Source organism: Micromonospora sp. ABR4_055 (assembly GCF_056160425.1).
In genome coordinates, this window is the sequence record NZ_JBSWXD010000028.1 from 1 (window position 1) to 24,118 (window position 24,118).

General features: G+C 71.7%; 26 protein-coding genes and 1 pseudogene. 16 read left to right on the forward strand and 11 right to left on the reverse strand.

From position 1 onward, the window contains the following. Window positions 1–75 precede the first annotated feature (75 nt). Window positions 76–630, reverse strand: coding sequence for a hypothetical protein (locus ACXAHD_RS09615; protein ID WP_475049854.1), 555 nt, complete (start codon window positions 628–630; stop codon window positions 76–78). Between the two features lie 200 nt (window positions 631–830). Here ACXAHD_RS09615 and ACXAHD_RS09620 point away from each other — a divergent pair, with 200 nt between their 5' ends. The 5 genes from ACXAHD_RS09620 (at window position 831) to ACXAHD_RS09640 (ending at window position 5,921) form a co-directional block, all read left to right on the forward strand. Further along, on the forward strand, window positions 831–1,199 hold the full coding sequence (locus ACXAHD_RS09620) for a hypothetical protein (protein ID WP_281553567.1): 369 nt from the start codon (window positions 831–833) through the stop codon (window positions 1,197–1,199). Next, entirely contained in the window at window positions 1,192–1,656 is a 465-nt protein-coding gene (locus tag ACXAHD_RS09625; protein ID WP_348650107.1) for a hypothetical protein, read from the forward strand. The genes ACXAHD_RS09620 and ACXAHD_RS09625 overlap by 8 nt, the downstream gene beginning before the upstream one ends. A 246-nt stretch (window positions 1,657–1,902) precedes the next feature. Then, window positions 1,903–2,925, forward strand: coding sequence for a LacI family DNA-binding transcriptional regulator (locus ACXAHD_RS09630; RefSeq protein ID WP_281553566.1), 1,023 nt, complete (start codon window positions 1,903–1,905; stop codon window positions 2,923–2,925). 52 nt (window positions 2,926–2,977) lie between these two features. Beyond that, complete coding sequence (locus ACXAHD_RS09635) at window positions 2,978–3,646, forward strand: DedA family protein (protein WP_281553565.1); 669 nt, start codon at window positions 2,978–2,980, stop codon at window positions 3,644–3,646. Window positions 3,647–3,869: 223 nt separating this feature from the next. Then, complete coding sequence (locus ACXAHD_RS09640) at window positions 3,870–5,921, forward strand: heavy metal translocating P-type ATPase (protein ID WP_281553564.1); 2,052 nt, start codon at window positions 3,870–3,872, stop codon at window positions 5,919–5,921. Here the strand turns inward: ACXAHD_RS09640 and ACXAHD_RS09645 are convergent. The 3 genes from ACXAHD_RS09645 to ACXAHD_RS09655 are packed head-to-tail and all read right to left on the reverse strand — an operon-like array spanning window position 5,872 to window position 6,691. Next, window positions 5,872–6,204: a mycothiol transferase gene (locus ACXAHD_RS09645; RefSeq protein WP_281567482.1), complete on the reverse strand. Its 333-nt coding sequence runs from the start codon at window positions 6,202–6,204 to the stop codon at window positions 5,872–5,874. The genes ACXAHD_RS09640 and ACXAHD_RS09645 overlap by 50 nt on opposite strands. A 26-nt stretch (window positions 6,205–6,230) precedes the next feature. Continuing rightward, window positions 6,231–6,566, reverse strand: a complete 336-nt coding sequence (locus tag ACXAHD_RS09650; protein WP_281553563.1) for a TetR-like C-terminal domain-containing protein — start codon at window positions 6,564–6,566, stop codon at window positions 6,231–6,233. Between the two features lie 29 nt (window positions 6,567–6,595). Further along, complete coding sequence (locus tag ACXAHD_RS09655; RefSeq protein ID WP_281553562.1) at window positions 6,596–6,691, reverse strand: helix-turn-helix domain-containing protein; 96 nt, start codon at window positions 6,689–6,691, stop codon at window positions 6,596–6,598. A gap of 8 nt (window positions 6,692–6,699) precedes the next feature. On the opposite strand from ACXAHD_RS09655, the gene tnpA reads away from it, so the two are divergent. The 5 genes from tnpA to ACXAHD_RS09680 all read left to right on the forward strand — a co-directional run bounded on the left by tnpA (window position 6,700) and on the right by ACXAHD_RS09680 (window position 11,804). Continuing rightward, window positions 6,700–7,116: an IS200/IS605 family transposase gene (gene tnpA / locus ACXAHD_RS09660; protein WP_281553561.1), complete on the forward strand. Its 417-nt coding sequence runs from the start codon at window positions 6,700–6,702 to the stop codon at window positions 7,114–7,116. 481 nt (window positions 7,117–7,597) lie between these two features. Beyond that, window positions 7,598–8,386: a hypothetical protein gene (locus tag ACXAHD_RS09665; protein ID WP_281553560.1), complete on the forward strand. Its 789-nt coding sequence runs from the start codon at window positions 7,598–7,600 to the stop codon at window positions 8,384–8,386. A 69-nt stretch (window positions 8,387–8,455) separates the two neighbouring features. Continuing rightward, the gene (locus tag ACXAHD_RS09670; RefSeq protein ID WP_281553559.1) at window positions 8,456–9,679 is read left to right on the forward strand and encodes a carboxylate-amine ligase; all 1,224 of its coding nucleotides are present in this window, start codon (window positions 8,456–8,458) and stop codon (window positions 9,677–9,679) included. A 36-nt stretch (window positions 9,680–9,715) separates the two neighbouring features. Next, a complete protein-coding gene (locus ACXAHD_RS09675; protein ID WP_281553558.1) occupies window positions 9,716–11,095 on the forward strand; it encodes an FAD-dependent oxidoreductase in 1,380 nt (459 codons plus the stop codon). Between the two features lie 64 nt (window positions 11,096–11,159). Beyond that, complete coding sequence (locus tag ACXAHD_RS09680; RefSeq protein WP_281553557.1) at window positions 11,160–11,804, forward strand: DUF1707 SHOCT-like domain-containing protein; 645 nt, start codon at window positions 11,160–11,162, stop codon at window positions 11,802–11,804. A 10-nt stretch (window positions 11,805–11,814) separates the two neighbouring features. Here the strand turns inward: ACXAHD_RS09680 and ACXAHD_RS09685 are convergent, their stop codons facing one another. After that, window positions 11,815–12,699, reverse strand: a complete 885-nt coding sequence (locus ACXAHD_RS09685; RefSeq protein ID WP_281553556.1) for an Fpg/Nei family DNA glycosylase — start codon at window positions 12,697–12,699, stop codon at window positions 11,815–11,817. An 11-nt stretch (window positions 12,700–12,710) separates the two neighbouring features. Next, the gene (locus ACXAHD_RS09690; protein WP_281553555.1) at window positions 12,711–13,214 is read right to left on the reverse strand and encodes a MarR family winged helix-turn-helix transcriptional regulator; all 504 of its coding nucleotides are present in this window, start codon (window positions 13,212–13,214) and stop codon (window positions 12,711–12,713) included. Window positions 13,215–13,376: 162 nt separating this feature from the next. Here ACXAHD_RS09690 and ACXAHD_RS09695 point away from each other — a divergent pair, with 162 nt between their 5' ends. From ACXAHD_RS09695 to rocD, 3 genes are all read left to right on the forward strand, one after another. Continuing rightward, complete coding sequence (locus tag ACXAHD_RS09695; protein WP_281553554.1) at window positions 13,377–14,003, forward strand: hypothetical protein; 627 nt, start codon at window positions 13,377–13,379, stop codon at window positions 14,001–14,003. Window positions 14,004–14,317: 314 nt separating this feature from the next. Beyond that, a complete protein-coding gene (gene ddaH, locus ACXAHD_RS09700) occupies window positions 14,318–15,127 on the forward strand; it encodes a dimethylargininase (RefSeq protein ID WP_281555460.1) in 810 nt (269 codons plus the stop codon). Beyond that, window positions 15,124–16,341 (forward strand): ornithine--oxo-acid transaminase, encoded by a 1,218-nt coding sequence (rocD, locus tag ACXAHD_RS09705; RefSeq protein WP_475049864.1) that lies wholly within the window; start codon window positions 15,124–15,126, stop codon window positions 16,339–16,341. The genes ddaH and rocD overlap by 4 nt, the downstream gene beginning before the upstream one ends. Window positions 16,342–16,442: 101 nt before the next feature. On the opposite strand, the gene ACXAHD_RS09710 is transcribed toward rocD, so the two are convergent. Continuing rightward, entirely contained in the window at window positions 16,443–17,081 is a 639-nt protein-coding gene (locus ACXAHD_RS09710; protein WP_281553553.1) for a hypothetical protein, read from the reverse strand. Between the two features lie 68 nt (window positions 17,082–17,149). Next, window positions 17,150–17,803, reverse strand: coding sequence for an HNH endonuclease family protein (locus tag ACXAHD_RS09715; protein WP_281553552.1), 654 nt, complete (start codon window positions 17,801–17,803; stop codon window positions 17,150–17,152). Between the two features lie 235 nt (window positions 17,804–18,038). On the opposite strand from ACXAHD_RS09715, the gene ACXAHD_RS09720 reads away from it, so the two are divergent. From ACXAHD_RS09720 to ACXAHD_RS09730, 3 genes and pseudogenes are all read left to right on the forward strand, one after another. After that, window positions 18,039–18,866, forward strand: a complete 828-nt coding sequence (locus tag ACXAHD_RS09720; protein WP_281553551.1) for a DUF72 domain-containing protein — start codon at window positions 18,039–18,041, stop codon at window positions 18,864–18,866. 115 nt (window positions 18,867–18,981) lie between these two features. Next, window positions 18,982–19,621 (forward strand): annotated as a pseudogene (locus tag ACXAHD_RS09725) (RtcB family protein); the annotation flags it as partial. Between the two features lie 199 nt (window positions 19,622–19,820). Further along, window positions 19,821–20,201 (forward strand): SRPBCC family protein, encoded by a 381-nt coding sequence (locus ACXAHD_RS09730; RefSeq protein ID WP_281567410.1) that lies wholly within the window; start codon window positions 19,821–19,823, stop codon window positions 20,199–20,201. A 100-nt stretch (window positions 20,202–20,301) separates the two neighbouring features. Here ACXAHD_RS09730 and ACXAHD_RS09735 read toward each other — a convergent pair whose 3' ends face one another. From ACXAHD_RS09735 to ACXAHD_RS09745, 3 genes are all read right to left on the reverse strand, one after another. Beyond that, window positions 20,302–20,886 carry a hypothetical protein gene (locus tag ACXAHD_RS09735; protein WP_475049891.1) on the reverse strand — a complete coding sequence of 195 codons (585 nt, stop codon included), beginning with the start codon at window positions 20,884–20,886 and terminating at the stop codon, window positions 20,302–20,304. A gap of 334 nt (window positions 20,887–21,220) precedes the next feature. Continuing rightward, on the reverse strand, window positions 21,221–22,213 hold the full coding sequence (locus ACXAHD_RS09740) for a glycosyltransferase family 2 protein (RefSeq protein ID WP_348650118.1): 993 nt from the start codon (window positions 22,211–22,213) through the stop codon (window positions 21,221–21,223). A 55-nt stretch (window positions 22,214–22,268) separates the two neighbouring features. Continuing rightward, complete coding sequence (locus ACXAHD_RS09745) at window positions 22,269–24,101, reverse strand: hypothetical protein (RefSeq protein ID WP_475049868.1); 1,833 nt, start codon at window positions 24,099–24,101, stop codon at window positions 22,269–22,271. Window positions 24,102–24,118 lie beyond the last annotated feature (17 nt).

The window sequence follows — 24,118 nt, forward strand, 5'->3', positions numbered from 1 at the left end:
CGCGACGCGCGCGGCGGGCACCCCGGTGTGGGCCTGTCTCCTCTACCCATCTCCCCGCCCACACAACACCGCCAGTTATTTGGGGGGGTAGACTCCTATTCGCTCCAAAGAGAGGGGGTGGGGGGGGGGGGGGGGGGGGGAGGTGTGTTCGGCCCGGTCCCCCGTTTTCGGTTCCGGCGCCCCACCGCCGGCCCGCCGCCACACCGCACGCAGCTGCTGCACCGAGATGTCGCCCCGGCGGTACGCGGTGAGCGCGGCCCGGCTGACGTCGCGCCCGTGCTCGGCGGGCAGCGCCGCACCGGTGACGACGGCCGCCGGCCGGTCCTCCTGGTCGGCGAACAACGCCTGCTGATAGGCCTGGCCGGCGGTTTCCTGCCGCTGCCAGGCGTCGTCGCGGGCCAGCTCCGCGGCGGCCGCCCGGTCGCGCAGCTGCTCGGCGGTGGTCCGGGCGGTGTCGGCCGCGGCGGCGATGGTCTGCGCCTCGGCGGCGAGCTCGTCGGCCTCGGCCCGCAGCGCCCGCCGGTCGGTCGGGTGCTCTGCCGTACGGGCAGCCAACGCGGCCAGAGCTAGCAGGGCGAGCAGGACGAGACAGCTGGCGATCAGGAGGCCCCAGATGCCGACGCCAACCACCACACCCTCCCCAGGGTGGATCGGACCGTCCCGGACTGACTATAGACTCCGGCTGATACCGAGAGCCACCGTCCGGACACTGCGGATCGGAGCACCGGTCACCGGTCCTCGGCGACCTGCGGGGGCGCACCTCGGCGGGTCGCGTAGCTGGTGAGTAGGGTGTTCGGCGTGACTGTGGCAGCTGAGACGGCGGTGCGGCGGTGAACGGGCCGATCGCCACCGTGGTCATCGTCGGCGCGCTGGCCGTCGCCGGCTGGGCACTGCTCTGCGCAGCGTTGGACCGGCCGCCGGGGCTGATCCAGTACGGCGGGCTGGCGGTGGTCGAGGTCGCCCTGCTCGCACTGACCGTGGCCGCCGTGGTGGCGCTGGTCGGCGGGGAACGTCCCGGTGAACCACCGGTCTTCGCCGGCTACCTGATCACCACGCTCAGCCTGCCGCCGATGGCGGGGGTGCTGGGCCGGATGGAGCCGACCCGGTGGGGTTCGTTGACCATCGGTGTCTTCGCCCTGGTGATCCCGGTGCTGGTGGTCCGGCTGCAGCAGACCTGGACGGCGGTCGGCGGTGGCTGACCCGACATCGACGGCCGGCCGGACGGCGCGGACCGGGCGGACGGCGCGGACCCGCAGCGGGCCGGGCCGGGTGCTGATCGGCGTCTACATTCTGTTCGCGATCGCCGCCTCGTCCCGGGCCGGCGTACAGATCGCCACCCGGTTCGGCGAGGCGCCGGTGGCATACCTGCTCTCCGCCTTCGCCGCGGTGGTGTACCTGGTGGCGGCCGCCGGGCTGATCATCGACGGCCCGGTCGGTCGCCGAATCGCATACGGCTGCTGCACGGTGGAGCTGGTCGGCGTACTCGGCATCGGCGCGGTGAGTTTCGCGGTGCCGGCGGCGTTCCCGGACGAGACGGTCTGGTCGGGCTTTGGCAGCGGGTACGGCTACATTCCGCTGGTGCTGCCGGTCGTCGGGCTTCTCTGGCTGCGCCGCAGCCGAGCCTCGGCCGGTCCTGAGGCCGACGCACCGGCGTAGGCCGGCCACCGACGCTCGGGCCGGCTCGGCCACCTGCCGGCCGGCGTCCGCTGTGGAACTGTCGCTGATGTCGGTATCCCGACAGTGGACGGTGCCGGCATCGCAGCTCAGCGCCGGACTGCATGCGCTCCGCCATGCGCGTCCGACCTGCTGGGCCATCGCGCTCCATGCCCGGTCTGTAATTATTGTCCCGGGTTCCGTCACCGGCACCCTCGGGCCGGGAGCAAGTGAAGAGGGCGATGAACAATGGCGACCATCTACGACGTTGCGCGGAAAGCGAAGGTCTCCCCAGCTACCGTCTCCCGGGTCGTCAACGGCCACACCAACGTGGATCCCGCGCTGGCCGACCGGGTCCGGCGGGCGATGCACGAGCTGGACTACCGGCCCAACGCGGTGGCCCGTAATCTGCGCCGGAGCCGGACCACGTTGTGGGCGGTGGTGATCAGCGACATCGGCAACCCGTTCTTCACCGCCCTGGTCCGCGGCGTCGAGGACCTCGCTCAGCAGGCCGGCTACTCGGTCGTGCTGTGCAACACCGACGAGGATCCGGTCAAGGAAAGCCGCTACCTGAACGCGGTCCTCGCCGAACAGGTCGCCGGGGTGATCATCGCCCCGTCCGGGCCGGCCGCCGATCTGGGGCAGCTCATCGCCGCCCGGGTGCCGGTGGTGGTGGTCGACCGGCAGCTGCACGGCAGCCGGATCGACACCGTGCTGGTGGACAACGAGCACGGCGCCCGGCTGGCCACCGCACACCTGCTCGACTCGGGCTACCGGCGGATCGCCTGCATCACCGGCCGACGTGGCGTCTGGACCGCCTGCCGACGGCTCGGCGGCTACCAGCGGGCGTTGGCCGATGCCGGACAGCCGTACCAGGAGGAGTTGGTCCGCCACGCCGATTTCCGCTCCGACGGCGGCTACCGGGCGATGACGGAGCTGCTGCGGCTGCGACCGCGACCGGACGCGCTGTTCGCGGCAAACAACCTGATGACCGTCGGTGCGGTGGAGTGCCTGGTCGACCAGGGCATCGCGGTGCCGGCGGAGATGGGTGTGGTCGGCTTCGACGACCTGCCGTGGGCACATCTGGTTCGGCCCGCGTTGACCACCGTCACCCAGCCGACGTACCAGTTGGGCGAGACCGCCGCCCAGCTGCTCATCGAGCGGATCGCCAGCCCCGACCGGGCCGCGACCACCGTCACCCTGCCCACCAAGCTGCAGGTCCGGGAGAGCTCGGTACGTCGCCGGCCGCCAGCGGTCGTTGAGCAGGTGTAGCGCTGTCGGCCGCCGGGTACCGGATGGGCTTACCGCGGACGCAGGGAGCACCATGGCAGTCACCGTCGACACCCCGCCTGACCAGGTCGGTGGGCTGACCGGTTGGGTGGCTGACGTCATCGCCCGGCTGGGCGAGATCGGGGTCGGCCTGCTGGTGGCGTTGGAGAGCGTCGTCCCGCCGATCCCCAGCGAGGTGGTGCTGGCGATGGCCGGCTACCTGGCCAGCCAGGACCGGGTGAATCTGGTCGGGGTCTGGGCCGGGGCGACGATCGGCTCGCTGGCCGGCGCGTTGCTGCTCTACTGGCTGGGTGCGGCGATCGGCGAGGCACGACTGCGACGCTGGTTGGACAAGGTGCCGCTGGTCGATCTGGAAGACCTGGACAAGGCAGACCGCTGGTTCGAGCGGTACGGTCGGTGGGCGGTGCTGTTCGGCCGGATGGTGCCGGTCGTGCGGAGCCTGGTCTCGGTGCCGGCCGGCGCCGACCGGATGCCGTTGACCCGGTTCAGCGCCTTCACCACGCTGGGCAGCGGGGCATGGAACGCGCTGTTCGTCGGTGCCGGGTTCGCGCTCGGTTCACAGTGGCAGCAGGTCGAGCGGTACAGCCGTTGGTTCGACGTGGCGGTCCTCGTGCTCCTTGGCGGGCTGGTCGTCTACTGGGTGGTCGGCCAGGTCCGGCGTCGCCGCCGTCGGGCTGCGGCCGGCCGCCGACCGTCGCCCTGATGCCAGGGACGGTTCGGCCGACGAGCCGTCGGCGGTGCCGATAAGCCCTCGGCCGACCAACTCGGCGTGACCCGACGGGACGACAGACCCGTCCAGCCTCGATGCCACAGGTGCATCTTGATGCACCTGTGGCATCAGACCTGCGGAGACACCTTTGGGTTCCCCGGAGCCGCGAGGTTCATGAACCCCTTGCGGATATACCCCTAGGGGGTATTGTGGCAGCGTGGGAACGGACGGAACCCGAAACGACGAGCACACCGGCCACGGTGGCCACGACAAGCACGCGGGGCACGATCCGGAGATGTTCCGCCGCAGGTTCTGGCTGAGTCTCGCGCTGACCGTACCGGTCGTGCTCACCAGTCATATGGTGATGGACTGGTTCGGCTACTCGCTGAGTTTTCCCGGGATGTCCCTGGTCGGCCCGGTGCTCGGCTCGGTGGTGTTCTTCTACGGCGGCTGGCCGTTCCTGGTCGGCGGCGTACACGAGGTCCGAGACCGTGCCCCCGGCATGATGCTGCTGATCTCGATGGCGATCACCGTCGCCTACCTGGCCTCACTGGCCACCAGCGTCGGCGCCTTCGACCTGGACTTCTGGTGGGAGCTGGCGGCGCTGGTGACCATCATGCTGCTCGGCCACTGGCAGGAGATGAAGGCGATCGGCCAGGCGCAGGGCGCGCTGTCCGCGTTGGCCGCGCTGCTGCCCGACGACGCGGAACGGGTCGCCGACGACGGGCAGGTCCAGCCGGTCATGGTGGCCGACCTGCGAGCCGGCGACCTGGTCCTGGTGCGCTCCGGCGCCCGGGTACCCGCCGACGGGCGGATCACCGACGGCGAAGCCGAGCTGGACGAGTCGATGATCACCGGAGAGTCCCGGCCGGTACCCCGACGCGTCGGAGACCCGGTGGTGGCCGGCACCGTCGCGACCGACTCGGCGATCCGGGTACGGGTCGAGGCCGTCGGCGAGGACACCGCCCTGGCCGGCATCCAACGTCTCGTCGCACAGGCTCAGGCCTCCAGCGGCCGGGCCCAGATGCTTGCCGACCGATTCGCCGCCCTGCTGTTCTACGTCGCGATGGCCGCCGCCGTGCTGACCTTCGCCGCCTGGTGGACGTTCGGCAGCCTCGACGATTCCGTGGTACGGACGGTCACCGTACTGGTGATCGCCTGCCCGCACGCCCTCGGCCTGGCGATCCCCCTGGTGATCGCGTTGTCGACGGCCGTGGCGGCCAAGGCCGGGATCCTGGTCAAGAACCGGCTGGCCTTGGAGCGGATGCGCACCGTCGACGCGGTGCTGTTCGACAAGACCGGCACCCTGACCACGGGCGCGCACACCGTGACCGGCGTCGCGGCGGCTCCCGGGCACACCGAGGACGACGTACTGCGCCTGGCCGCAGCGGTGGAAACCGACAGCGAGCACCCACTGGCCCGCGCCATCGTGGCCGCCGCCACCGAACGGGGTCCGACGAGCGCCGCAACCGACTTCCGGTCGTTGACCGGCCGGGGCGTGCAGGCAAACGTGGATGGCACTCAGTACGCCGTCGGCGGCCCGGCGCTGCTGGGCGAACTCGACGCCTCAGTCCCGCCGGAGCTGACCACCACGACCGACGCTTGGTCGCAGCGTGGTGCCGCCGTACTGCATCTGCTGCGGCTCGACGGCGGCCGCGCCGAGGTGCTCGGCGCTATCGGGCTGGCCGACGAGGTCCGGCCCGAGGCCCGGCAGGCGATCGCCGAACTGCGCCGACAGGGCATCGACAAGATCATGATGATCACCGGTGACGCCCGGCCGGTCGCCGAGGCGGTCGCCGCCGATCTCGGCTTCCGGTCCGGCGTGGACGAGGTCTTCGCCGAGGTGCTGCCCGCCGACAAGGACGAGACGGTGGCGGACCTGCAGGCCCGGGGGCTGACCGTGGCGATGGTCGGCGACGGCGTCAACGACGCACCGGCGCTGGCCCGTGCCGACGTCGGCATCGCCATCGGGGCCGGCACCGATGTCGCGATCGAATCCGCCGGAGTCGTTCTCGCCTCGTCCGACCCGCGCGGGGTCACCGGGGTGATCCGGCTGTCGAAGGCCTCCTACCGCAAGATGCTGCAGAACCTGGGCTGGGCCGCCGGCTACAACGTCATCGCCATTCCGCTCGCCGCCGGCGTGCTGGCCTGGGCCGGGCTGACGTTGAGCCCGGCGGTCGGGGCGATCCTGATGTCCGCGTCCACCATCGTGGTCGCCCTCAACGCGCAACTGCTCCGCCGGGTGCGACTCGCCCCGGACGAGCGGTAGCGGGCAGCCCGAGCTCCGTACGCGACCGGCACGTCACGGCCTTGTCGAACCAGACCCTTTCGACGAAGGTCTCGCGCTTTACCAGACCCAGCAACGTGGTCCGGGAGGCGACCAACGACCGGCGGGCCTGCTCCTCGGTCAGCCCGTCCAGACAGCGGTTGAGTGCGCTGCGGTGCTCGTCGAGGAACGCCTCGAACTGAACGCGCAGCTGCTGGGTGACGACCTGGTCCGGGAACGCCTCACCCGGGAACCGGGTACTGCCAGTGAATGTACCGTCCCCCAGTGGATCTCGGTTGCGCCGACCTGTTTCTAATTGAGACCGCTGGTAGACGCGTCGACGCCGACGCGGGCGGCTGCGGCTGCCGCTTCGGCGGCCCGGTCTGCCGTGGCCTCGTCGACCGGGTCTCCGCTGACGAGCAGGCGGTAGTACAGCGGCGCCGAGACGGCGCGGATGACCTCGACGGCGTCCGTGCCCTGAGGCAGTTCCGCCCGCCGTACGGCCTGCTCCACGCAGGGTGGCCACTCGGCAATGCGGACGGCGTAGAAGCGGTGCAGCGCCTCGGCGGCGCGGGGGTCGCAGGTCGCGGCGACGATGACCGCCCGGAAGAGCGCACCCTGACGCGGATCGGCCAGGGTGCGCTGCACCAGCCGGGCGTTGGCCCGCAGGTCCCCGATCAGCGATCCGGTGCCTGCGCCAGCGCGGTGCGCTGGGCGGCGTCCGGGGTGATCCGGTAGTTGTAACGGAGCTGCACGGCCATCATATGTATCATGTTGGTTTATGGTCGAACTTCAAGGCATCCGCACCGGCAGGCACTGCACTTTCGCGATGCATGTCCACTTGGTTTTCGTGACGAAGTTCCGGCACAACGTGTTCGCCGACCGGCACCTGACCCGGATGGAGGCGATCATGCGAGACGTGTGCGCCGACTTCGAGGCCGAACTGGTCGAGTTCAACGGCGAGAATGACCACGTCCACCTGCTGGTCAACTTCCCGCCCAAGGTCGCCGTGGCCAGGCTGGTCAACAGCCTCAAAGGGGTCTCCTCGCGCCGCCTCCGGCAGGAGTTCCCCGACCTGGCGCGCCACTACTACCGGGCCAACAAACTCTGGTCCGGCTCGTACTTCGCCGGGTCTGTCGGCGGCGCGCCCTTGAGCGTCATCAAGCAGTACATCGAGCAGCAGAACCGTCCCGGTTAAGGCACTGCTCGGGCCTGGCTGCCCCCCCCCAGCGCGAGCCTTCACCCCCGGCCTGAAGGCCGGAGCACTGGCCCGCATTCCGGTAGCCGGAGGCGGCGGCCCCGGTCACGTCGCCGATCTGGATCCGGGTCAGGGCAGATGCCGTCGACCGGCTGAGAGCGTTCTCCCCGGGAGGTTGCCGATCTACGTTCTAGGGAGCATCAGAACTGATGGGGACGGTTGGGATCGCTCGAATCACATGGGAGAGCGCTCTCAGGGTCTATACGTCTCCAGACTGGACTTGTCAACCGATGTCGATGCCACAGCCGGCGTGGAGACTGGCTCTGAACCCGTGCGGCCGCCCCCGGCGGGGGCGGCGTGCGGATCACCGGCACCCTTGGAGACACCCGTCCGACCAGGCCGGGCAGCTCGTAAAGTCAGTTAAATCCCTGCATAGCAGTGGATAAGGAGACAGTGTGCGCGTGTCGCATGGAGGAGCCCGGTGAACGGCTGGTTCGAGCAGACCATCGTCTCGACCGGGCGGCTGCCGCTGTTCTGCTTCTTCGTCGGCGTCGTCCTCGGCTTCGCGTTCATCCGCTTCTCGGTCCGGATGATCCGGGCACAGGTGCGCTGGTGGCCCGGCAACGTTACCCGCGGCGACCTGCACATCCATCACGTCGTCTTCGGGGTGGTCTTCATGCTGGTCGCCGGGGTCGCCGGGCTGGCGATCCCGGTGGAGACGACCTTGTGGCGAGCGGTGGCGGCCGCGCTGTTCGGCGTCGGCGCCGCGCTGGTGCTCGACGAGTTCGCCCTGCTGCTGCATCTGAGCGACGTCTACTGGTCGGAGCGCGGCCGCACCTCGATCGACGCGGTCTTCGTCGCGATCGCCGTCTCCGGGCTGCTGCTGCTCGGCCTGCGGCCACTGGGTGCCAACGAGTTCCTCACCGGCGAGACCGACCCGGCACAGTTCGCCGGCGCCGCGCTCATCGTGATCAACCTGGTGCTGGCGGCGGTCACCCTGCTCAAGGGTAAGATCTGGACCGGGCTGCTGGGATTGTTCCTCCCGGTCCTGCTGATCGTAGGCGCGCTGCGGCTGGCCCGGCCGCACGCGCCCTGGGCACGCTGGTTCTACCGCGGCGAGAGCCGCTGGGCCGAGTGGCGGCGAGCCAGGTCCGCCGACCGCGAGCGCCGCTACCGGCAACCGATCATCCTGGCCAAGATCCGGGTCCAGGAGTTGATCGCCGGTCGGCACGACCTGCCGCTGCCCCGGCCACCCCGCCGCGAACGCTGAGCCGACCGGCGCTTCCGGCGGCACCGCAAAGCCGTACCGCCGGGTCACCCGAAGGCGCAGGATGGCCCGATGACCAGCAGTACTGTCGCCGCCGAGCCGGCCCGGCACCGGCCCGAGGCACTGACCGTGGGTGTGGAGGAGGAGTTCCTGCTCGTCGACCGTCGGTCCGGCGCCGCCGCGCCGGCGGTCGCGGCGGTGCTCGCCGAGATCCCGCCGGAGCTGCGCGGGCAGGTGCAGCGGGAGTTCCAGACCAGCCAGATCGAGATCGGCAGTCCACCCGGCCTGGACCTACGGGCGCTGCGCCGTACCCTCGGGACGCTGCGCGCCGGGGTCGCCGACGCCGCCGAGCGGGCCGGTGTCCGGCTGCTCGCCGTCGGCACCGCACCGGTCGCCGGACCGCAGCCCGACGTGGTCGACGTGGTCGACGACCCACGCTTCCACCGGATCGTCGAACGGTACGGCAGGCTGCTGCCCGGCCCGGGTACCAACGGGCTGCACGTGCACGTCGCGGTCCCGGACCAGCAGGTCGGCGTACAGGTGCTCAACCACCTCCGCCCGTGGCTGCCGGTGCTGCAGGCGGCGACCGCCAACTCACCGTTCTTCCAAGGCGTCGACACCGGGTACGCCAGTTGGCGCTCGGTGATGTGGCAGCGTTGGCCGGCGGTCGCACCGGCCCCACGACTACGCTCGTACGAGCACTACCGGTCACTGGTCGACGACCTGACCACCGCCGGTCTCATCCTGGACGAAGGGATGCTCCACTGGTACGCCCGACTGTCGGCGCACTACCCCACCGTCGAGGTCCGCATCGGCGACGTCTGCCCGAGCCTGGACGACACGATCCTGCTCGCCGCGCTGGTCCGCGGTCTGGTCGGCACAGCGCTCGCCGCGGTGGCACAGGACCGGCCACCTGTCGACGTGGAACATCATGTGCTGGTCGCCGCCCACTGGCGGGCCGCGCACGACGGGCTGGAGGGGCAGGCCGTGGACCTGAGCACCGGGGCACCCGCGTTGCGTCCCGGCTGGCACCTGCTGCGCCGGCTGGTCGACACCGTCCGCCCCGAGCTCGACCGGCACGGCGACGTCGCGCTGGTGAACTCGCTGCTGGGCCGGCTGCGGGCCCGGGGCACCGGAGCGGCCCGGCAGCGGGCCGTGCACGCCGGCACCGGCGACCTGGCAGCGGTGGTGGATTACCTGGCCGCGCAGACCCGCAGCCGGTCGATCATCCCGGCACCGCCGCACGTGACTGCTCCCCCCGCCGGTCCGGTCACCGATCCCCCGCCGGACCGCTGACCTGGTCCGACCAGACGCGACTGGAGAAGATGTGAGATGGCGCAACGGATGGTGGTGATCGGCGGTGACGCGGCCGGCATGTCGGCCGCGTCCCAGGCCCGGCAGCTGCGGGGCCCCGACGAGCTGAGCATCGTCGCGTTCGAGCGGGGCCGGTTCACCTCGTACTCGGCCTGCGGGATCCCGTACTGGATCTCCGGCCTGGTCGACGACCCGCAGGAGCTGATCGTCCGCGATCCGGAGACGTTCCGCCGCGACCACCACATCGACGTGCGTATCCGGCATGAGGTCACCCGGATCGACCTGGCCGCGCGGGAGGTGGTGGCCACGTCGTTCGGCGACGGCGGGCGGGAGGTCCGCGAGCCGTTCGACACCCTGGTGTACGCCACCGGAGCGGCGCCGGCGCAGCCGCCGTGGGCGGGCAACGCCGCCTCCGGCGTGTTCGGGGTGCAGACCCTCGACGACGGCGCGGCGCTACGGGACTGGCTCGACCAGGAACCGGTGCCGCGCCGGGCGGTGGTGGTCGGCGGCGGGTACATCGGGGTGGAAATGGCCGAGGCGTTGATCCGGCGTGGCCTGGCGGTGACGCTGGTGGAGCGCAGCCCACAGCCGATGTCCACTGTCGACCCAGACATGGGGGCGCTGGTCCGCTCGGCGCTGGTCGGGCTCGGCATCGACGTGCGTACCGGCGTATCGGTCACCGGTCTGCACGAGCGGGACGGGCGGGTCTGCGAGGTGCTGACCGACGAAGGCGCGGTGCCGGCCGACGTCGTGGTGCTGGGCCTGGGCGTACGGCCGAACTCCGGGCTCGCCGAGCAGGCCGGCCTGCCGATCGGCGTCACCGGCGGCGTCCGTACCGATCTGCAGATGCGGGTGGTCGGGGTGCCCGACGTGTGGGCGGCCGGCGACTGCGTCGAGACCTTCCACCGGGTCAGCGGGCAGCCGGTGCACATCCCGCTGGGCACCCACGCCAACAAGCAGGGCCGGGTCGCCGGAATCAACATCGGTGGCAGGTACGCCACCTTCCCCGGGGTGATCGGCACCGCGATCACCAAGGTCTGTGACCTGGAGGTGGCCCGCACCGGGCTGCTCGAACGTGAGGCGGCGAAAGCCGGGTACGCCTACGTCAGCGCCACCGTGGAGTCGAGCAACCGGGCCGGCTACTTCCCCGGTGCCGCCCCGATGACCATCAAGCTGATCGCCGAGCAGCACACCGGGCAGCTGCTGGGTGGGCAGATCGTCGGTACGTCGGAGGCTGCGAAGCGGATCGACGTCCTGTCGGTCGCGGTGTGGAACCGGATGTCGGTGGCCGAGATGACCGCCCTCGACCTGGGCTACGCCCCGCCGTACTCGCCGGTCTGGGATCCGGTGCTGGTCGCCGCCCGACGGGCCAACGACGCCGTCGCCAACACCCCGTGAGCGGGCGCCCGGCCGGGCCGGACGGGTAGCGGTTGCCGTTGGGCGTGGCCGTTAGGCTTGGTGGGTGGACCCGGCGACCCATTCCAGCGACGATCACCTGCGCGTCTCGGACACCGAGCGGGAGCAGGTGGTGGAGTTGCTCGGCCAGGCGACCGCGGAAGGCCGCCTGACCCTCGACGAGTACGCCGACCGGGCCACTGAGGCGCATCAGGCCAAGACCCGGGGTGAGCTGGCCCGGCTCACCGCCGACCTGCCCATCGAGCCGTCTGGTGGGCTGCCGGTCGCCGCCGGGCCGGGTGCGCTGGCGGCGCGCGGTCCGGCGTATCCGGCGGTGCCGGGCAGCGGCGCGACGCTGCCCGCCCCGGTGGAGCGGATGGTGGCGATCTTCGGCGACGAGGTGCGCAAGGGACACTGGCTGGTGCCGGACCGGGTGGAGGCACGGGCGGTCTTCGGCGACTGCAAGATCGAGTTGCAGGACGCCCAGATCCAGCATCAGGTGACCACGATCGAGGCGACCGCCATCTTCGGCTCGGTCACGGTGTACGTGCCGGAGGGGGTCGACGTCCGGATGACCGGCACGGCGGTGTTCGGCGACAAGAAGTCGAAGCTGACCGCACCGCCCCGGCCCGGTGCCCCGGTCATCCAGGTGGTCTGCAACGTGATCTTCGGCTCGGTCGTGGTGCGTCCACCGAAGCGCAAATGGTGGTGACGACGGCTGGTCAGCCCGGTTGGCAGGTCGGACACCAGTAGGTGTTGCGGGCGGCCAGCGCTCCGGCGGCCACGGTGGTGCCGCAGCACAGGCAGGGTTGGCCGGCACGCCGGTAGACGTACACCTCCCCACCGTGCCGGTCGTTGCGCGGCGCCCGGCCCATCGCCTCCGGCAGGTGCTCGTCGCGGACGGTGTCGATCCGGCCCCGACGCACCCCGATCCGCATCAGGGTGACCAGGTCGGCCCAGATCCGCTGCCACTGGTCGGCGGTCAGCCGCCGGCCAGGCGTGGTCGGCGCGATCCCGGCCCGGAACAGCACCTCGGTGGCGTAGACCAGGCCGACCCCGGCGACGATCGTCTGGTCGAGCAGCAACGCGCCGAGCGGCCTGACGCTGCGCCGGATCCGTCCGCCGGCGGTGTCCGGGTCGGCGTCGTCGCGCAGCGGGTCGGCGCCGAGCCGGTCCCGCAGGGCGTCGGCCTCGGCCTCGGTGAGCAGTTCGCAGGCGGCCGGTCCGCGCAGGTCCAGCCAGTGTCGGCGGTCGGTTACGCCGGCTGTCGCGGACGGTCCGTCGGCGGACGGTCCGTCGGCTGCCACTGCCGGCCCGCCGACCAGCCGCAGCCGGATCTGCCCGACCGGTGCGGGCGGCTGTCCCGGCCCGTCGGCGACGGTGCCGTAGAGGCCCAGATGCACGTGCAGGATGCCGCCTCCCGGACCGCCCCGGTAGTGGTGCAGCAGATGCTTGCCGTACGCCTCGGTGGCGGCGAGGGTGGCGCCGGTGAGTTGGGCGGCGCCGGCGGTGAACCGACCCTGCGGGCTGGTCGCGACGACCTGCGCTCCGCCGAGTACGGCGTGGTGGTGGGCGGCCAGCCGGTGGATGGTGTGGCCCTCGGGCATGACAGCAGAGCCTAGTCGGCACCGATCAGTAGCTTGCCGATCAGGCCGACCAACTGGTCCCGCTCGTCGGCGGTGAGCCGCTCGAAGAACCGGGCCTCGAGGGTCGCCGCGTCGGCCGAGATCGTCGCGAGGGCCGCCCGACCGGCCGGGCTGATGGTGACGATGTACGCCCGCCGGTTGGTCGGATTGCGCTGCCGGGTGACCAGACCGGCGCGTTCCAACGCGTCGACCGTGCCGACCATCGTGGTCCGGTCGGTCCGTAACCCGTCGCTGAGCTCCTGCTGGGAACGGGGACCGGTGGCGTCGAGCATGCCCAGCACCAGGAACTGGGTGAGGTTACGGCCGGTCCGCGCGGCGGCGGCCTCACCGATGCGGGTCGCCGCCGCCCCGGCCCGGCAGAGACCGACGATGTGCCGTTGCCACAGCAGCTGACGGAAGTAGTCCGTGAGCTCCGGCGGATCGTCGGGACCGCGCGTTCCATGATCCGCTTCCGGTCCTGCTGGCCTCACCGTCACCGCTACACCCGCCCATGATCGGAACCTGACCGCCCGAGGGTATCGCCACCTGCTTGACCGTGACTGGTGTGGCGGACCGGACATCCGGGTACTGCAAGCCGGCAACCGTCGGAGACCCGCCCAGCCGCGGTGCGGTCCGGCGTACCGATAAGGAGGTCTGTCATGGTCAGGATTCCCTCGCTGTCCCGGCGCACGGAGCCGACGAGGCCGGCGGACGACCCACCACCGACCGGCGGTTCCACCGCGACCGCGACCGGCACGGCCGACGACGCCGAGCGGGCCGCCGACCGCGCCGAGACGCAGCGGCACGACACCGCACGGGCCGACGCGACGCGGGCCGACAACACGCGGGCCGGGTTCACCGATCCGGCAACCCGGCCGTCGCCGCCCGGACCGCGCCCCGAGCCACCCACCCGGGAGGGCGGCGACCCCCGGCCGGCTCCCCCGCCGGCACCGGCCGGCCCACGGCCCCGGGCCAGCCTGCTGGCCACGGTCAGTTTGATCACCGGGGTCGCCGGCGCGTTGTTCGTGCTGTCCGGGCCGCTGGCACCGTACGGGATCGCGATCGGGGTGATCGCCCTCGCCACCGGCCTCGGCGGGATCTCGGCGACGGCCCGCCGGCACATCGCCGGCCGGACCGAGGCGCTGACGGGCATCGTCCTCGCCCTCGGGACGATGATCGTCGGCAGCCTTGCGCTGACCGGCGCGCTGAGCTGGCTGACCACCGAGACCGACATGGTGCAGCAGGTACGGCAGTGGCTTGATTCACAGTTTGCCGGAATCTTCTGACGGGCAATCGTGACCCGGGACGGTGGTTCACCGCCCCGCAGGGCCCGGCAGCGGTGGTTCACCGCACGAGGGCCGACCGAACCGGTGGTTCACCGGGTACCGCATCTTCGGGGGGCGACAGCGTGGTCGCCCCCCGAAAGCGTGCGTACGCAACAAAGCGCATGCCGCAGTCATCGATGACGCAACGAATCGCTGCTAGAAGCAACTCCTGGCGATGGTTCCTGCGGGTGCTAGCCCTTAGCGTGGAGAACAAGCGCCAGCCCACGGCCACCGCCGGGGCGCGCCTTCGACCCACAGGAGCCAGCCGCATGACGATGCACGCCACCCGCCGGCAGTACCTGATGTGCCGGCCGACGTACTTCGCCGTGGAATACGCGATCAACCCGTGGATGGACCCGGCCCGCCCCGTCGACCGGGAGCTGGCGATCGCGCAGTGGGACCAGCTGCGCCGGACCTACCTGGAACTGGGCCACACCGTCGATGAGATCGAGCCGCTGCCCGGCCTGCCCGACATGGTCTTCGCCGCCAACGGCGCCACCGTCATCGACAGCCGGGCCCTGGCCGTGCAGTTCCGCGAGCCGCAGCGGGCCGACGAGGCACCCGCCTACCGCGACTGGCTGGAGCAGGCCGGCTTCCCGGTGCACGAGGCCAAACACGTCAACGAAGGCGAAGGCGACCTCCTGGTGGTCGGCGACTACCTGCTGGCCGGCACCGGATTCCGCACCTCGCACGCTGCGCACGCCCACGCCCAGGAGGTGTTCGGCCGCCCGGTGGTCACCCTGCAACTGGTCGACCCGTGCTTCTACCACCTGGACACGGCACTCGCCGTGATCGACGAGCGGACCATCGCGTACCTGCCGGAGGCGTTCTCGCCCGGCAGTCAGGCGGTGCTGCGCCGGCTGTTCCCGGACGCCGTCACTGCCAGCCTGGCCGACGCCGCCGCGTTCGGCCTCAACGCGGTCAGCGACGGCCGGCACGTGGTGCTGCCGGTGCAGGCCGACGGGCTGGCGGCGGCGCTGCGCGAACGCGGCTACCACCCGATCGGGGTCGACCTGTCCGAGCTGCGCAAGGCTGGCGGCGGCCCGAAATGCTGCACCCTGGAGCTGAGGGGGTCGAGCCGATGATCGTCGACGGGATGCTGCGGACGCCGGGGGCGGTACGCGACGCCGAACGCTGGACCGCGCACAACTACCACCCGCTGCCGGTGGTGATCAGCGAGGCCGCCGGTGCCTGGGTCACCGACGTCGACGGCCGGCGCTACCTCGACTGCCTGGCCGGCTACTCGGCGCTGAACTTCGGCCACCGGCATCCGACGTTGACCGCCGCCGCGCACGCCCAGCTGGACCGGCTCACCCTGACCAGTCGGGCGTTCAGCCACGACCGGTTCGCCGACTTCTGCCGGGAGCTGGCCGAGCTGTGCGGCAAGGACATGGTGCTGCCGATGAACACCGGCGCCGAGGCGGTGGAGACCGCGATCAAGGTCGCCCGCAAATGGGGCTACCAGGTCAAGGGCGTACCGGACGGGCAGGCCACCATCGTCGTGACCGACGGCAACTTCCACGGCCGGACCACGACGATCGTCAGCTTCTCCACCGACGCCGAGGCCCGCGACGGCTTCGGGCCGTACACCCCGGGGTTCCGGATCGTGCCGTACGGCGACCTCGCCGCGCTGGCCGACGCGATCGACGAGACCTGCGTCGCGGTGCTGCTGGAACCGATCCAGGGCGAGCAGGGCGTGGTGGTGCCGCCGGACGGCTACCTGACCGGGGTACGGGACCTGTGCACCCGCACCGACGTGCTGCTGCTCGCCGACGAGATCCAGTCCGGCCTGGGCCGCACCGGGGCGACGTTCGCCTGCGACCACGAGGGCGTGGTGCCGGACATGTACATCCTCGGCAAGGCGCTCGGCGGCGGCATCGTGCCGGTATCGGCGGTGGTCGCCGACCGGCCGGTGCTCGGCGTGCTGCGCCCCGGCGAGCACGGCTCGACGTTCGGCGGCAACGCTCTCGCCTGCGCGGTCGCCACCGAGGTGGTGCGGCTGCTGGCCACCGGCGAGTACCAGCGGCGCTCGGCGGAGCTGGGTACCCGACTGCACGCCGGGCTCGACGCGCTGCGCGACGAGGGACGGCTGCTCGCCGTCCGAGGTCGCGGGCTGTGGGCCGGGCTGGACCTGGACCCACGGCGGACGACCGGTCGGCAGGCCTGCGAACGGCTCGCCGAACGGGGCGTACTGGCCAAGGACACCCACGGTGCGACGATCCGGCTGGCCCCACCGCTGGTCGCCGATGCTTCCGACGTGGACTTCGCCATCGAACAGCTTTCCCACGTGCTGCGCTGAGCACACCGGCCGGCCGGGGGGCGATGCGCCGCCCGGCCGGAGGCCGGTCGACCAGGGGCACGGTCACGGTCAGCAGGCGCGGCCAGGGGTCAGGGTCAGGGTCAGTGGAACACGATGGCCCGGCCGCAGGTGATGCTCGCCCGACCCGCCTCGTGCAGGGTGAGCCACGCCTGTGTCTCGGCGGAGAAGGCGGTGCCGTCGGGCACCGCGAACAGCCGGGCCGCCTCCGTGTCCGGCAGGTTCCCGGCCGGGTCCAGCCGGACGCCGAGCGCCGGGGCACAGCGCCGTAGCTCGGCGAGCAGAGCCGAACTCGACCCGACGATGCCGCCGCCGGCCACCCCTGCCTCGCCCGGCAGGAACACCGGGTCGCCGAGATCGGCCGGCACGTAGTAGCCGGCGGTGTCGGAGTGGCACAGCAGGTGCGACTCCAGCATCGACGCCTGGTCGTCGACCAGCTCCCGGTCGGCGGCGAGCCCGCTCACGTCGGTGACCGGGGTGACCGGCCGGTCCACGTCCACCAGGGCCAGCACCCGGCGCAGCTGGTGCAGCCAGTTGGTCGGCAGGCTGCGCAGGTGCGGCCGGGTCGACGGGACCGCCGCCGCATACTGCTCCTGCCAGCCGACGCCCTCGGCGGCCAGCGCGGCGCTCAACTGGTCGAGGGCGGCGCGGTTGTGCGCCGCCCCCTCGTCGTCGATGCCGGACAGTGCCGTGGTGATCCCGACCGTGACCGCAAGACTCATGCGAGGCAGGCTAGCCGGGCTGCCCGACAGGGCGGTCAGGTCAGCAAGGTGGCCAGTACGCCGCAGGGTCAGCAGGTGGCCAGCATGCCGGACAGGGCGGACTTCTCCGCGCTGTCCACTGTCAGGTCGTAGTACCACTTCACCTGGATCCAGGCCCGGGCGTAGGTGCAGCGGAACGCCGCGAGTGGCGGCTGCCAGTCGGCCGGGTCCTTGTCGCCCTTGGACTGGTTGACGTTGTCGGTGACCGCCCAGAGCTCCGGCCCGCCGAGGTCGTTGGCGTACGTCTGACGCCGGGCGGTGGACCAGGCCCAGGCACCGGAACGCCACGCCTCGGCGAGCGGCACCATGTGGTCGATGTCTACGTCCGACGCCTGCGTCCAGGTGGCTCCGTCGAACGGGCTGTACCAGGACCCGGAGGTCGCGGCGCAGCTGCTGTTGACCACGACGTTGCTGCCGTCGCGCTTGAGCACCTGCTCCCGGGTGTTGCAGCTGCCGGTGATGGTGATCCAGTGCGGGAACAGCGACCGGTTGTAGCTCGACTGGTGCGACTCGGCGGCCACGGTCAGCGAGTTCAGCCGGCTGAGCGCCGTGCTGTAGGACGGGATGTTGGGCGGGGTGGCCTGTGCGGGGACGGCGGTCACGGTGAGGGCGACGGCGGCGGCGACCGTGGCTGCGACGACGGCGCTGACGGTGCGGCGGACGTTGACGGTGGGGCGGGCCATGTGGGCTCCTGGTGTCGCTGCCCGCCGCGGCCGGGTCGGGCGCTCCGGCTTGGGGATACGGTGGGCAGGTCGATACCGGGAATCTAAGCTCCTCGATTACATTGATCAAGACGAGTCGATGAACACGGCGTTAAGTCCAGCGCTCCAACCGGATGGCCCTATCGTTGTGGCCGTGCCGAGCATCGACGCCGCCTCCCCCTCGCCGACAAGGCCCCAGCTGTACGTTGGCTGCGCGATGTGGACACACAGGTCCTGGCAGGGACGGCTGATCGCGCACCCGCTGCCGCCGGCCGAGCGGCTGCGCCACTACGCCACCTGGTGCACCGCCGTCGAAGGCAACACCACCTTCTACGCCACCCCGACCCGGGAGACCGTGGCCACCTGGGCAGCACAGACCGCCCCAGACTTCCGCTTCGTACTCAAACTGCCGAAGACCGTCACCCACGACCACCGGCTCACCGAAGCCCACGCACCGTTGCACGCCTTCCTCGACGCGATCGCCCCGCTCGGGCCGCGTACCCATGCGATCTGGGCCCAACTGCCGGCGTCGTTCGGCCCTGACGACGTGCCCGTCCTGGCCCGCTTCCTGCGCCGGCTCCCCCGCGACCACCGGTACGCGGTCGAAGTCCGCCACCCGGCGTTCTTCACCGACCCGGCCGCGACCCGGCTGCTCGAAGGGGTGCTGAGCGACGTTGACGCCGAGTGGGTGCCGTTCGACACCACGACGTTCTTCGCCGCCGGGCCGACCAGCGACGCCGAACGCGACGCCTGGGTCAAGAAGCCCCGCGCCCCGCTGCGCACCCGGGCACTGACCGACCGGCCGATCGTGCGCTACCTCGGCCGCGACGACGTCGAGCAGACCGTCGCCGGCTGGCGACGCTGGGTCGAGGCATCGGTGGCCTGGCTGCGGCAGGGCTGCTCGCCGACGGTGTTCATCCACACCCCGGACAACGCCGACGCGCCGGCCCTGGCCCGCCGCTTCCACGACGAGGTACGGGCCACGCTGCCGCAGCTCGACCGGCTACCCGAACCGATCCCGGCACAGCCGCTGACCCTGTTCTGACCGCTCGTACCGCCGGTCCCCTGCAGCGAGCTTCGAGCAAATCGCGTTGCCCGGTACGGACTGGTTGCGTTTTGTCTACTGTATGCATTTCCGGCACCCAGGCCAGTTGGTGCGCATCGCGGTCTTCCCGATCACGCTGAGACGGGCCGTCGCCGTGAACCTGGCCCGCGCTTCCCCGACCTGGACCGCCCACTACGCGTCGGTGACGGCGATCCGGCCTGAGAGGTCGCCGACGGCGACGTCATGCACGCCGGCCGGCTCGGTGTGGCTGACGGCGACCTCGTGCTGATCGTGCACAGCGGTTCCCGTGGTCTCGGCGAACGGATCCTGCGTACCCACACCGACGTGCACGGTGCCGGCCCGGCCGAACCGATCGTCGACCGGTGCCACAACCTGGGGGAGATCCGTGACGGCAGGTACCTGCACCATAAAGGGGCGGCTCCCGGCGACGGCCGGGACGTCCTGGTCGCCGGCACCCGTGGCACCGCCTCCTACCTGGTCGCCGCGCACGCCGGCCCGGACGCCAACTACTCGGTGGCGCACGGAGCCGGCCGCAGAATGTCCCGCGCTGACGCCCTGCGCCGTGGTCGGGTCAAGCACACCGTGGCGGAGCTGCGCCGTACCCCGGTCAACTCGGTGGTGTGCGGTGATCGTCAGCTGCTGTTCGAGGAGGCGCCGACGGCGTACAACGCATCGAGCGGGTCGTCGCCGACCTGGTGGCCCACCGCCTGGCCACCCGCCGGATTCGGACCGTCGGCGGCGACCGGCCGGACACCTACCGGTCGGCGCAGGTCCGCCTCGACGGCAGCGGAGCCGAGGAGTTCGCCGCCTCTTGGACTGGCCCCCTGTGCTGGCAGGCACCGAGCCCGTACCGGGCCGGACATAGCCGGAAGAACACCCGTTCGGGCCGAGCGCCCGCGCCGCACCTGACCGCCGGTGGCGGATGATGGGCCGATGCCTGTGGTGGAAGCAGCGGTCACCGTCCCCGTACCACCAGATCTCGCCTTCACCCGGTCCCGGCACGGTCTGACGATGATCAGCGAGTACGTCTCGTACGCGCCGCCGACCAACGTCGGCATGAAGATGGTGCGTGGTCCGTGGTTCTTCGAGATGTTCGCCGGCGGCTGGCGGTTCGCCCCGGTATGCGGGTCCGGTCGTACGGTGGCGACCTGGCGGTACAGCTTCCGCTGCCGGCCGGCACCGCTGCGCCCGGTCGCCGACCGGATCGGGGTGTGGCTGCTGGGCCGCGACATCCGCCGCCGCATCGCCGGCTACGCGGCCGGTTGCGCCGACCCCGAGGTCGTCGCCGCCGCCCGCCGGTCACTGTCCGACTGATCCCGGTCGGTTTTCCAACGGCTCGGGACCCGACGCAGCGCGAGGGCCGGACCCCGGGTGCGGGGTCCGGCCCTTCGCGCTGAGCTTGGGGTGTTTCGGGTCAGCTGTTCCAGTGCTGGGCGACGAGTTCGGCGGCCTGGGTCTCCCACTGGGCGTAGTGGTCCGGGTACGCCGACACCTGCACGGTCTGCGCGGCCTGGGTCAGCGGCATGTCCTGCCAGCCGTCGACGGCCTTGAGCCCGGTGAGGAACGCGGTGGTGGAGTACTCCACGTCGGTGATCTGCTCGACGGTGCCCCAGCCCGACGACGGGCGCTGCTGGAACAGGCCCTGCGAGTCGTGGTCGTTGCGGTCACCGAGGTGGCCGAGGTTCTCCAGCTTTGACTCCTGCAGGGCGGTGGCGATGGCGACCACGGCGGCCCGCTCGTGCATGCCGGCCTTCTTCGTGGCGGCGATGATGCCCTTGACGTTGTCGGTCTGCTCGCCGGACAGGCTGATGCGGGACTGTTCGCCCTGCACGCCGTGCGGGGTGAGCTTGCCGGCGTCCACGCCGCTGGCGGCGGCGGACACGGGTGCGGCCAGGGCGGTGGGGGCGTGGTCGGCGGCCAGGGCGGGGGCGGCGACCGCGCCGCCGGCGAGGGTGAGCCCGGCGATGCCGAGGGCGGTGGTGCGCAGGCTGGTACGCAGGGTGCGGGTGATGATCGTGGTCATGGGGGTCCACCTTCCGTCTGCCGAGGGGGCGCACCCGTCACGGGCGGGTGCGCGGTAAACGGTCATCCGGGTGGTACGGGATCTCAGACGTGCGACGTCGGCTCGTGGGCGGCTCCGGCACGCCCCGAAAGGGGGGGTGCGGGTGCGCCGCTGCGCGCCGTGACCATGTACAACCACGCCGGCCCGCCGACGATTCCCGACCTGGTCCACCGACCGGGGCTGCCCGGCCGGGCCCGGAGCCTGACTGCCGCCCGGCGGCTGCGGGCCGGAGTGCGTGGCGCGACCATGCACAACGACCCCGCCCGCCGGATCATTCCGCGTCGGCCGCCGGGCCGGGGATGGTCGTCTCCCGCCGGGGAGTCGGCACCTGCGGCGTACCACCGGCCCCGTCGGACTCCATGACCAGGTAACGGGGTCGGCGCTTCGTCTCGTAGTAGATCCGGCCGATGTACTCGCCGATCACGCCGAGGATCATCATCTGGATACCGCCGAGACCGATGACGCTGACGATGATCGTGGTGTAGCCGGGGGCGTCGATCCCCCGGATCAGCGCGGCCGCGACCACCCAGGCCGCATACGCCACGGCGATGAACGTGAGCCCCATACCGGCGTAGATCGCCGACCGCAGCGGCCGGTCGTTGAACGACAGCAGCCCGTCGAACGCGTAGTTCAACAGGGACCGGAAACTCCAGCGGCTGCCACCACCGGCGCGGGCCTCGTTCGGGTACGCGAACACCACGGTGTTGAACCCGATCCACGAGTAGAGGCCCTTGGAGAACCTGTTGTACTCGGGCATGGCCCGAAGCGCGTCGACCGCCCGGCGGGACAGCAGCCGGAAGTCGCCCGCACCGTCGAGCAGTTGCACGTCCACCCAGCGGTTCATCAACCGGTAGAACGTCCGCGACGCGACGGTACGGACGAACCGGTCACCCCGTCGGTCGCGGCACGCGATGACCTGGTCGTACCCCTGCCGGTACAGGGCGACCATATCGGGCAGCAGGCGTGGAGGGTGTTGCAGGTCGGCGTCCATCACGATGACGGCGTCCCCGCTGGCCCGGTCCAACCCGGCGAGCATCGCCGACTCCTTGCCGAAGTTGCGGCTCAGCGCGAGATATCGGACGGCCGGGTCGGCTGCCGCCAGCCGGCGCAACTCGGCCAAGGTGCCGTCGGTGCTGCCGTCGTCGACGTAGACGTACTCGACCTCGACGTCGTCGAGCGCGGTCACCGCGGCGGTCACCGCCGTGTGCAGCCGGGTCAGCGAGGCGTCCTCGTTGAAGCAGGGCACCACGACCGACAGCCGCAGCGGCCGACCGCCCGGCGCGGGTGGTTCGGCCTGTGGTCCGGCCGGCCCGGGACGCTCAGTCGAGCCGGTAGACGAGGACACCGTCGATCTCCTCACGGGCGATGCCCAGCCCGTCGACCGGACGTTGGGCGACACCGTCCCACGGCGTCCCGACCAGCCGGTCCGGCATCACCAGCACCGTACGCACCCCCAGGTCGCGCAGGTATCCGACGCTCGCCGGGTCGGGAAAGAACGCGGTGACCGCCCGGGTCTGCTCCTGGCTGGCCGGGACGAAACCGGCCAGGCCGTTGGCAACCTGCGGGAAATCTCCCTCGGTGGTCCACAGCATTACGTTCAACTCGAACGCGCCGGCGTCGCTGGGCAGCACCAGTACCGGCCCGGTGAGCTGGTCCCAGGCAGCCGGTGGGGTGGGCACCTGCGGGTGAGCGGTCCGGTTCATCCCCTCGACCACCACCAGCGCCAGGGGGATCGCCAGGACGGCACCGGCGGCCCGCCGGGACCACTGCGACCATCCGGTGGTGGCCCGGCGCAGCGCGGCGGCTGCGGCCGTGAGGGTTCCGGCGGCCAGCACTGCGAGGAGCAGGCTGGTCCAGATCATCATCCGTCCCGGGGTACGCAGCGCGTCCCAGCCCGGCAGGTGCTTGGACAGCGTCAGGTAGCCGGGGTCGCCGTCGCCGCCGAGCGTGGCGCCGAGGGCGAGCAGCGCTGTGCCGATGACTCCGGCGGCGAGCGCCACCCGGTGCCGGATCCGCAACGACGAGACGATCAGGCCGGCGGCGGCCAGGGCGATCAGCGTCACCCCGGGCAGCAGCGTCATCTCCGGCGGCCAGAAGATCTGCTCCCGGGTGCCGGCGTGCCGTTCTCCCCACAGCCAGGACTCGGCGGGTGCGGTGATCAGGCCGACCACCGGCGGGGAGAACATCTCGGTCCAGGCCAGGCTCCGCTCCGCCTGCGGGTTGAGCTCGACGACGCGGAAGTAGGCCGCCGCGATCGCGAGGGTGACCGCGCCGAAGATCACCCCGCCGACGGCGTCGGCGACGAGTAGCCGCCGGCCGAACGGTGGGCGGCGGCGGTGTCGCCACCAGGAGATCCCGTAGCCGCCGGCGGCGACGATCCCGGCGGCGAGCAGGAAGTAGACCAGTGGCAGTCCGATGCCGAAGCCGAGGCTGATCTGCCAGGCGGCCACCAGCCAGCCGGCGAGGGCCCAGCCCGGTCTGCGCCGTTCGGGGCGGTAGCCGTGCCGCAACGACCAGCCGTGGCCACGGGCGAGCATCGCCAGACACAGCGCGATCCCACCAGTGGAGAGGATGTTCATGTGCCCGGAGTGGGCCAGCCGCCAGGGGGCGAAGGCCCACGCGACCCCGGCCACCGCCGCGCCCATCCGGCCCGCGCCGAGCTGTCGGATCAGGGCGTACGCGCCGATGAACGCCAACGCGTACAGCAGCACGTACAGGATGTTGTAGCGGATCAGCGCGGCTTCGAAGCCGGAGCCGATCATCCCGGCCGGTGCGTAGCCGAGGAGTGTGTCGCTGTACGCGTAGGTGTAACGCTCGGGGAAGAACGTGTTGGAGTGCCAGAGCCCGGTCGGGTCGGTCGACAGCGCGTGCCCGCCCCAGGCCACCTGCCAGGCCTGCAGGGTGGGGTCGGCGATGTCGCCGGGGATGGTGCTGGCGGGATGTCGCAGGGTGGGCCAGGTCAGCACCACCGCGAGGAGCAGTCCGCCGAGCACGGCCAAGGTCCATTCGTGCCGCAGGAACCGCCACAGCGGGGGCCGGGGGGCGGACGGGCGGTCTTGAGCGGTCTCCACGAGAATCGATGATCTCAAATCAGGACGTGGGCTGTCGAACCCGCCCGTCACTTGCCGGGCCGGATCTGGTCCGCCGATCATCGTCGCTTCCGGTGACC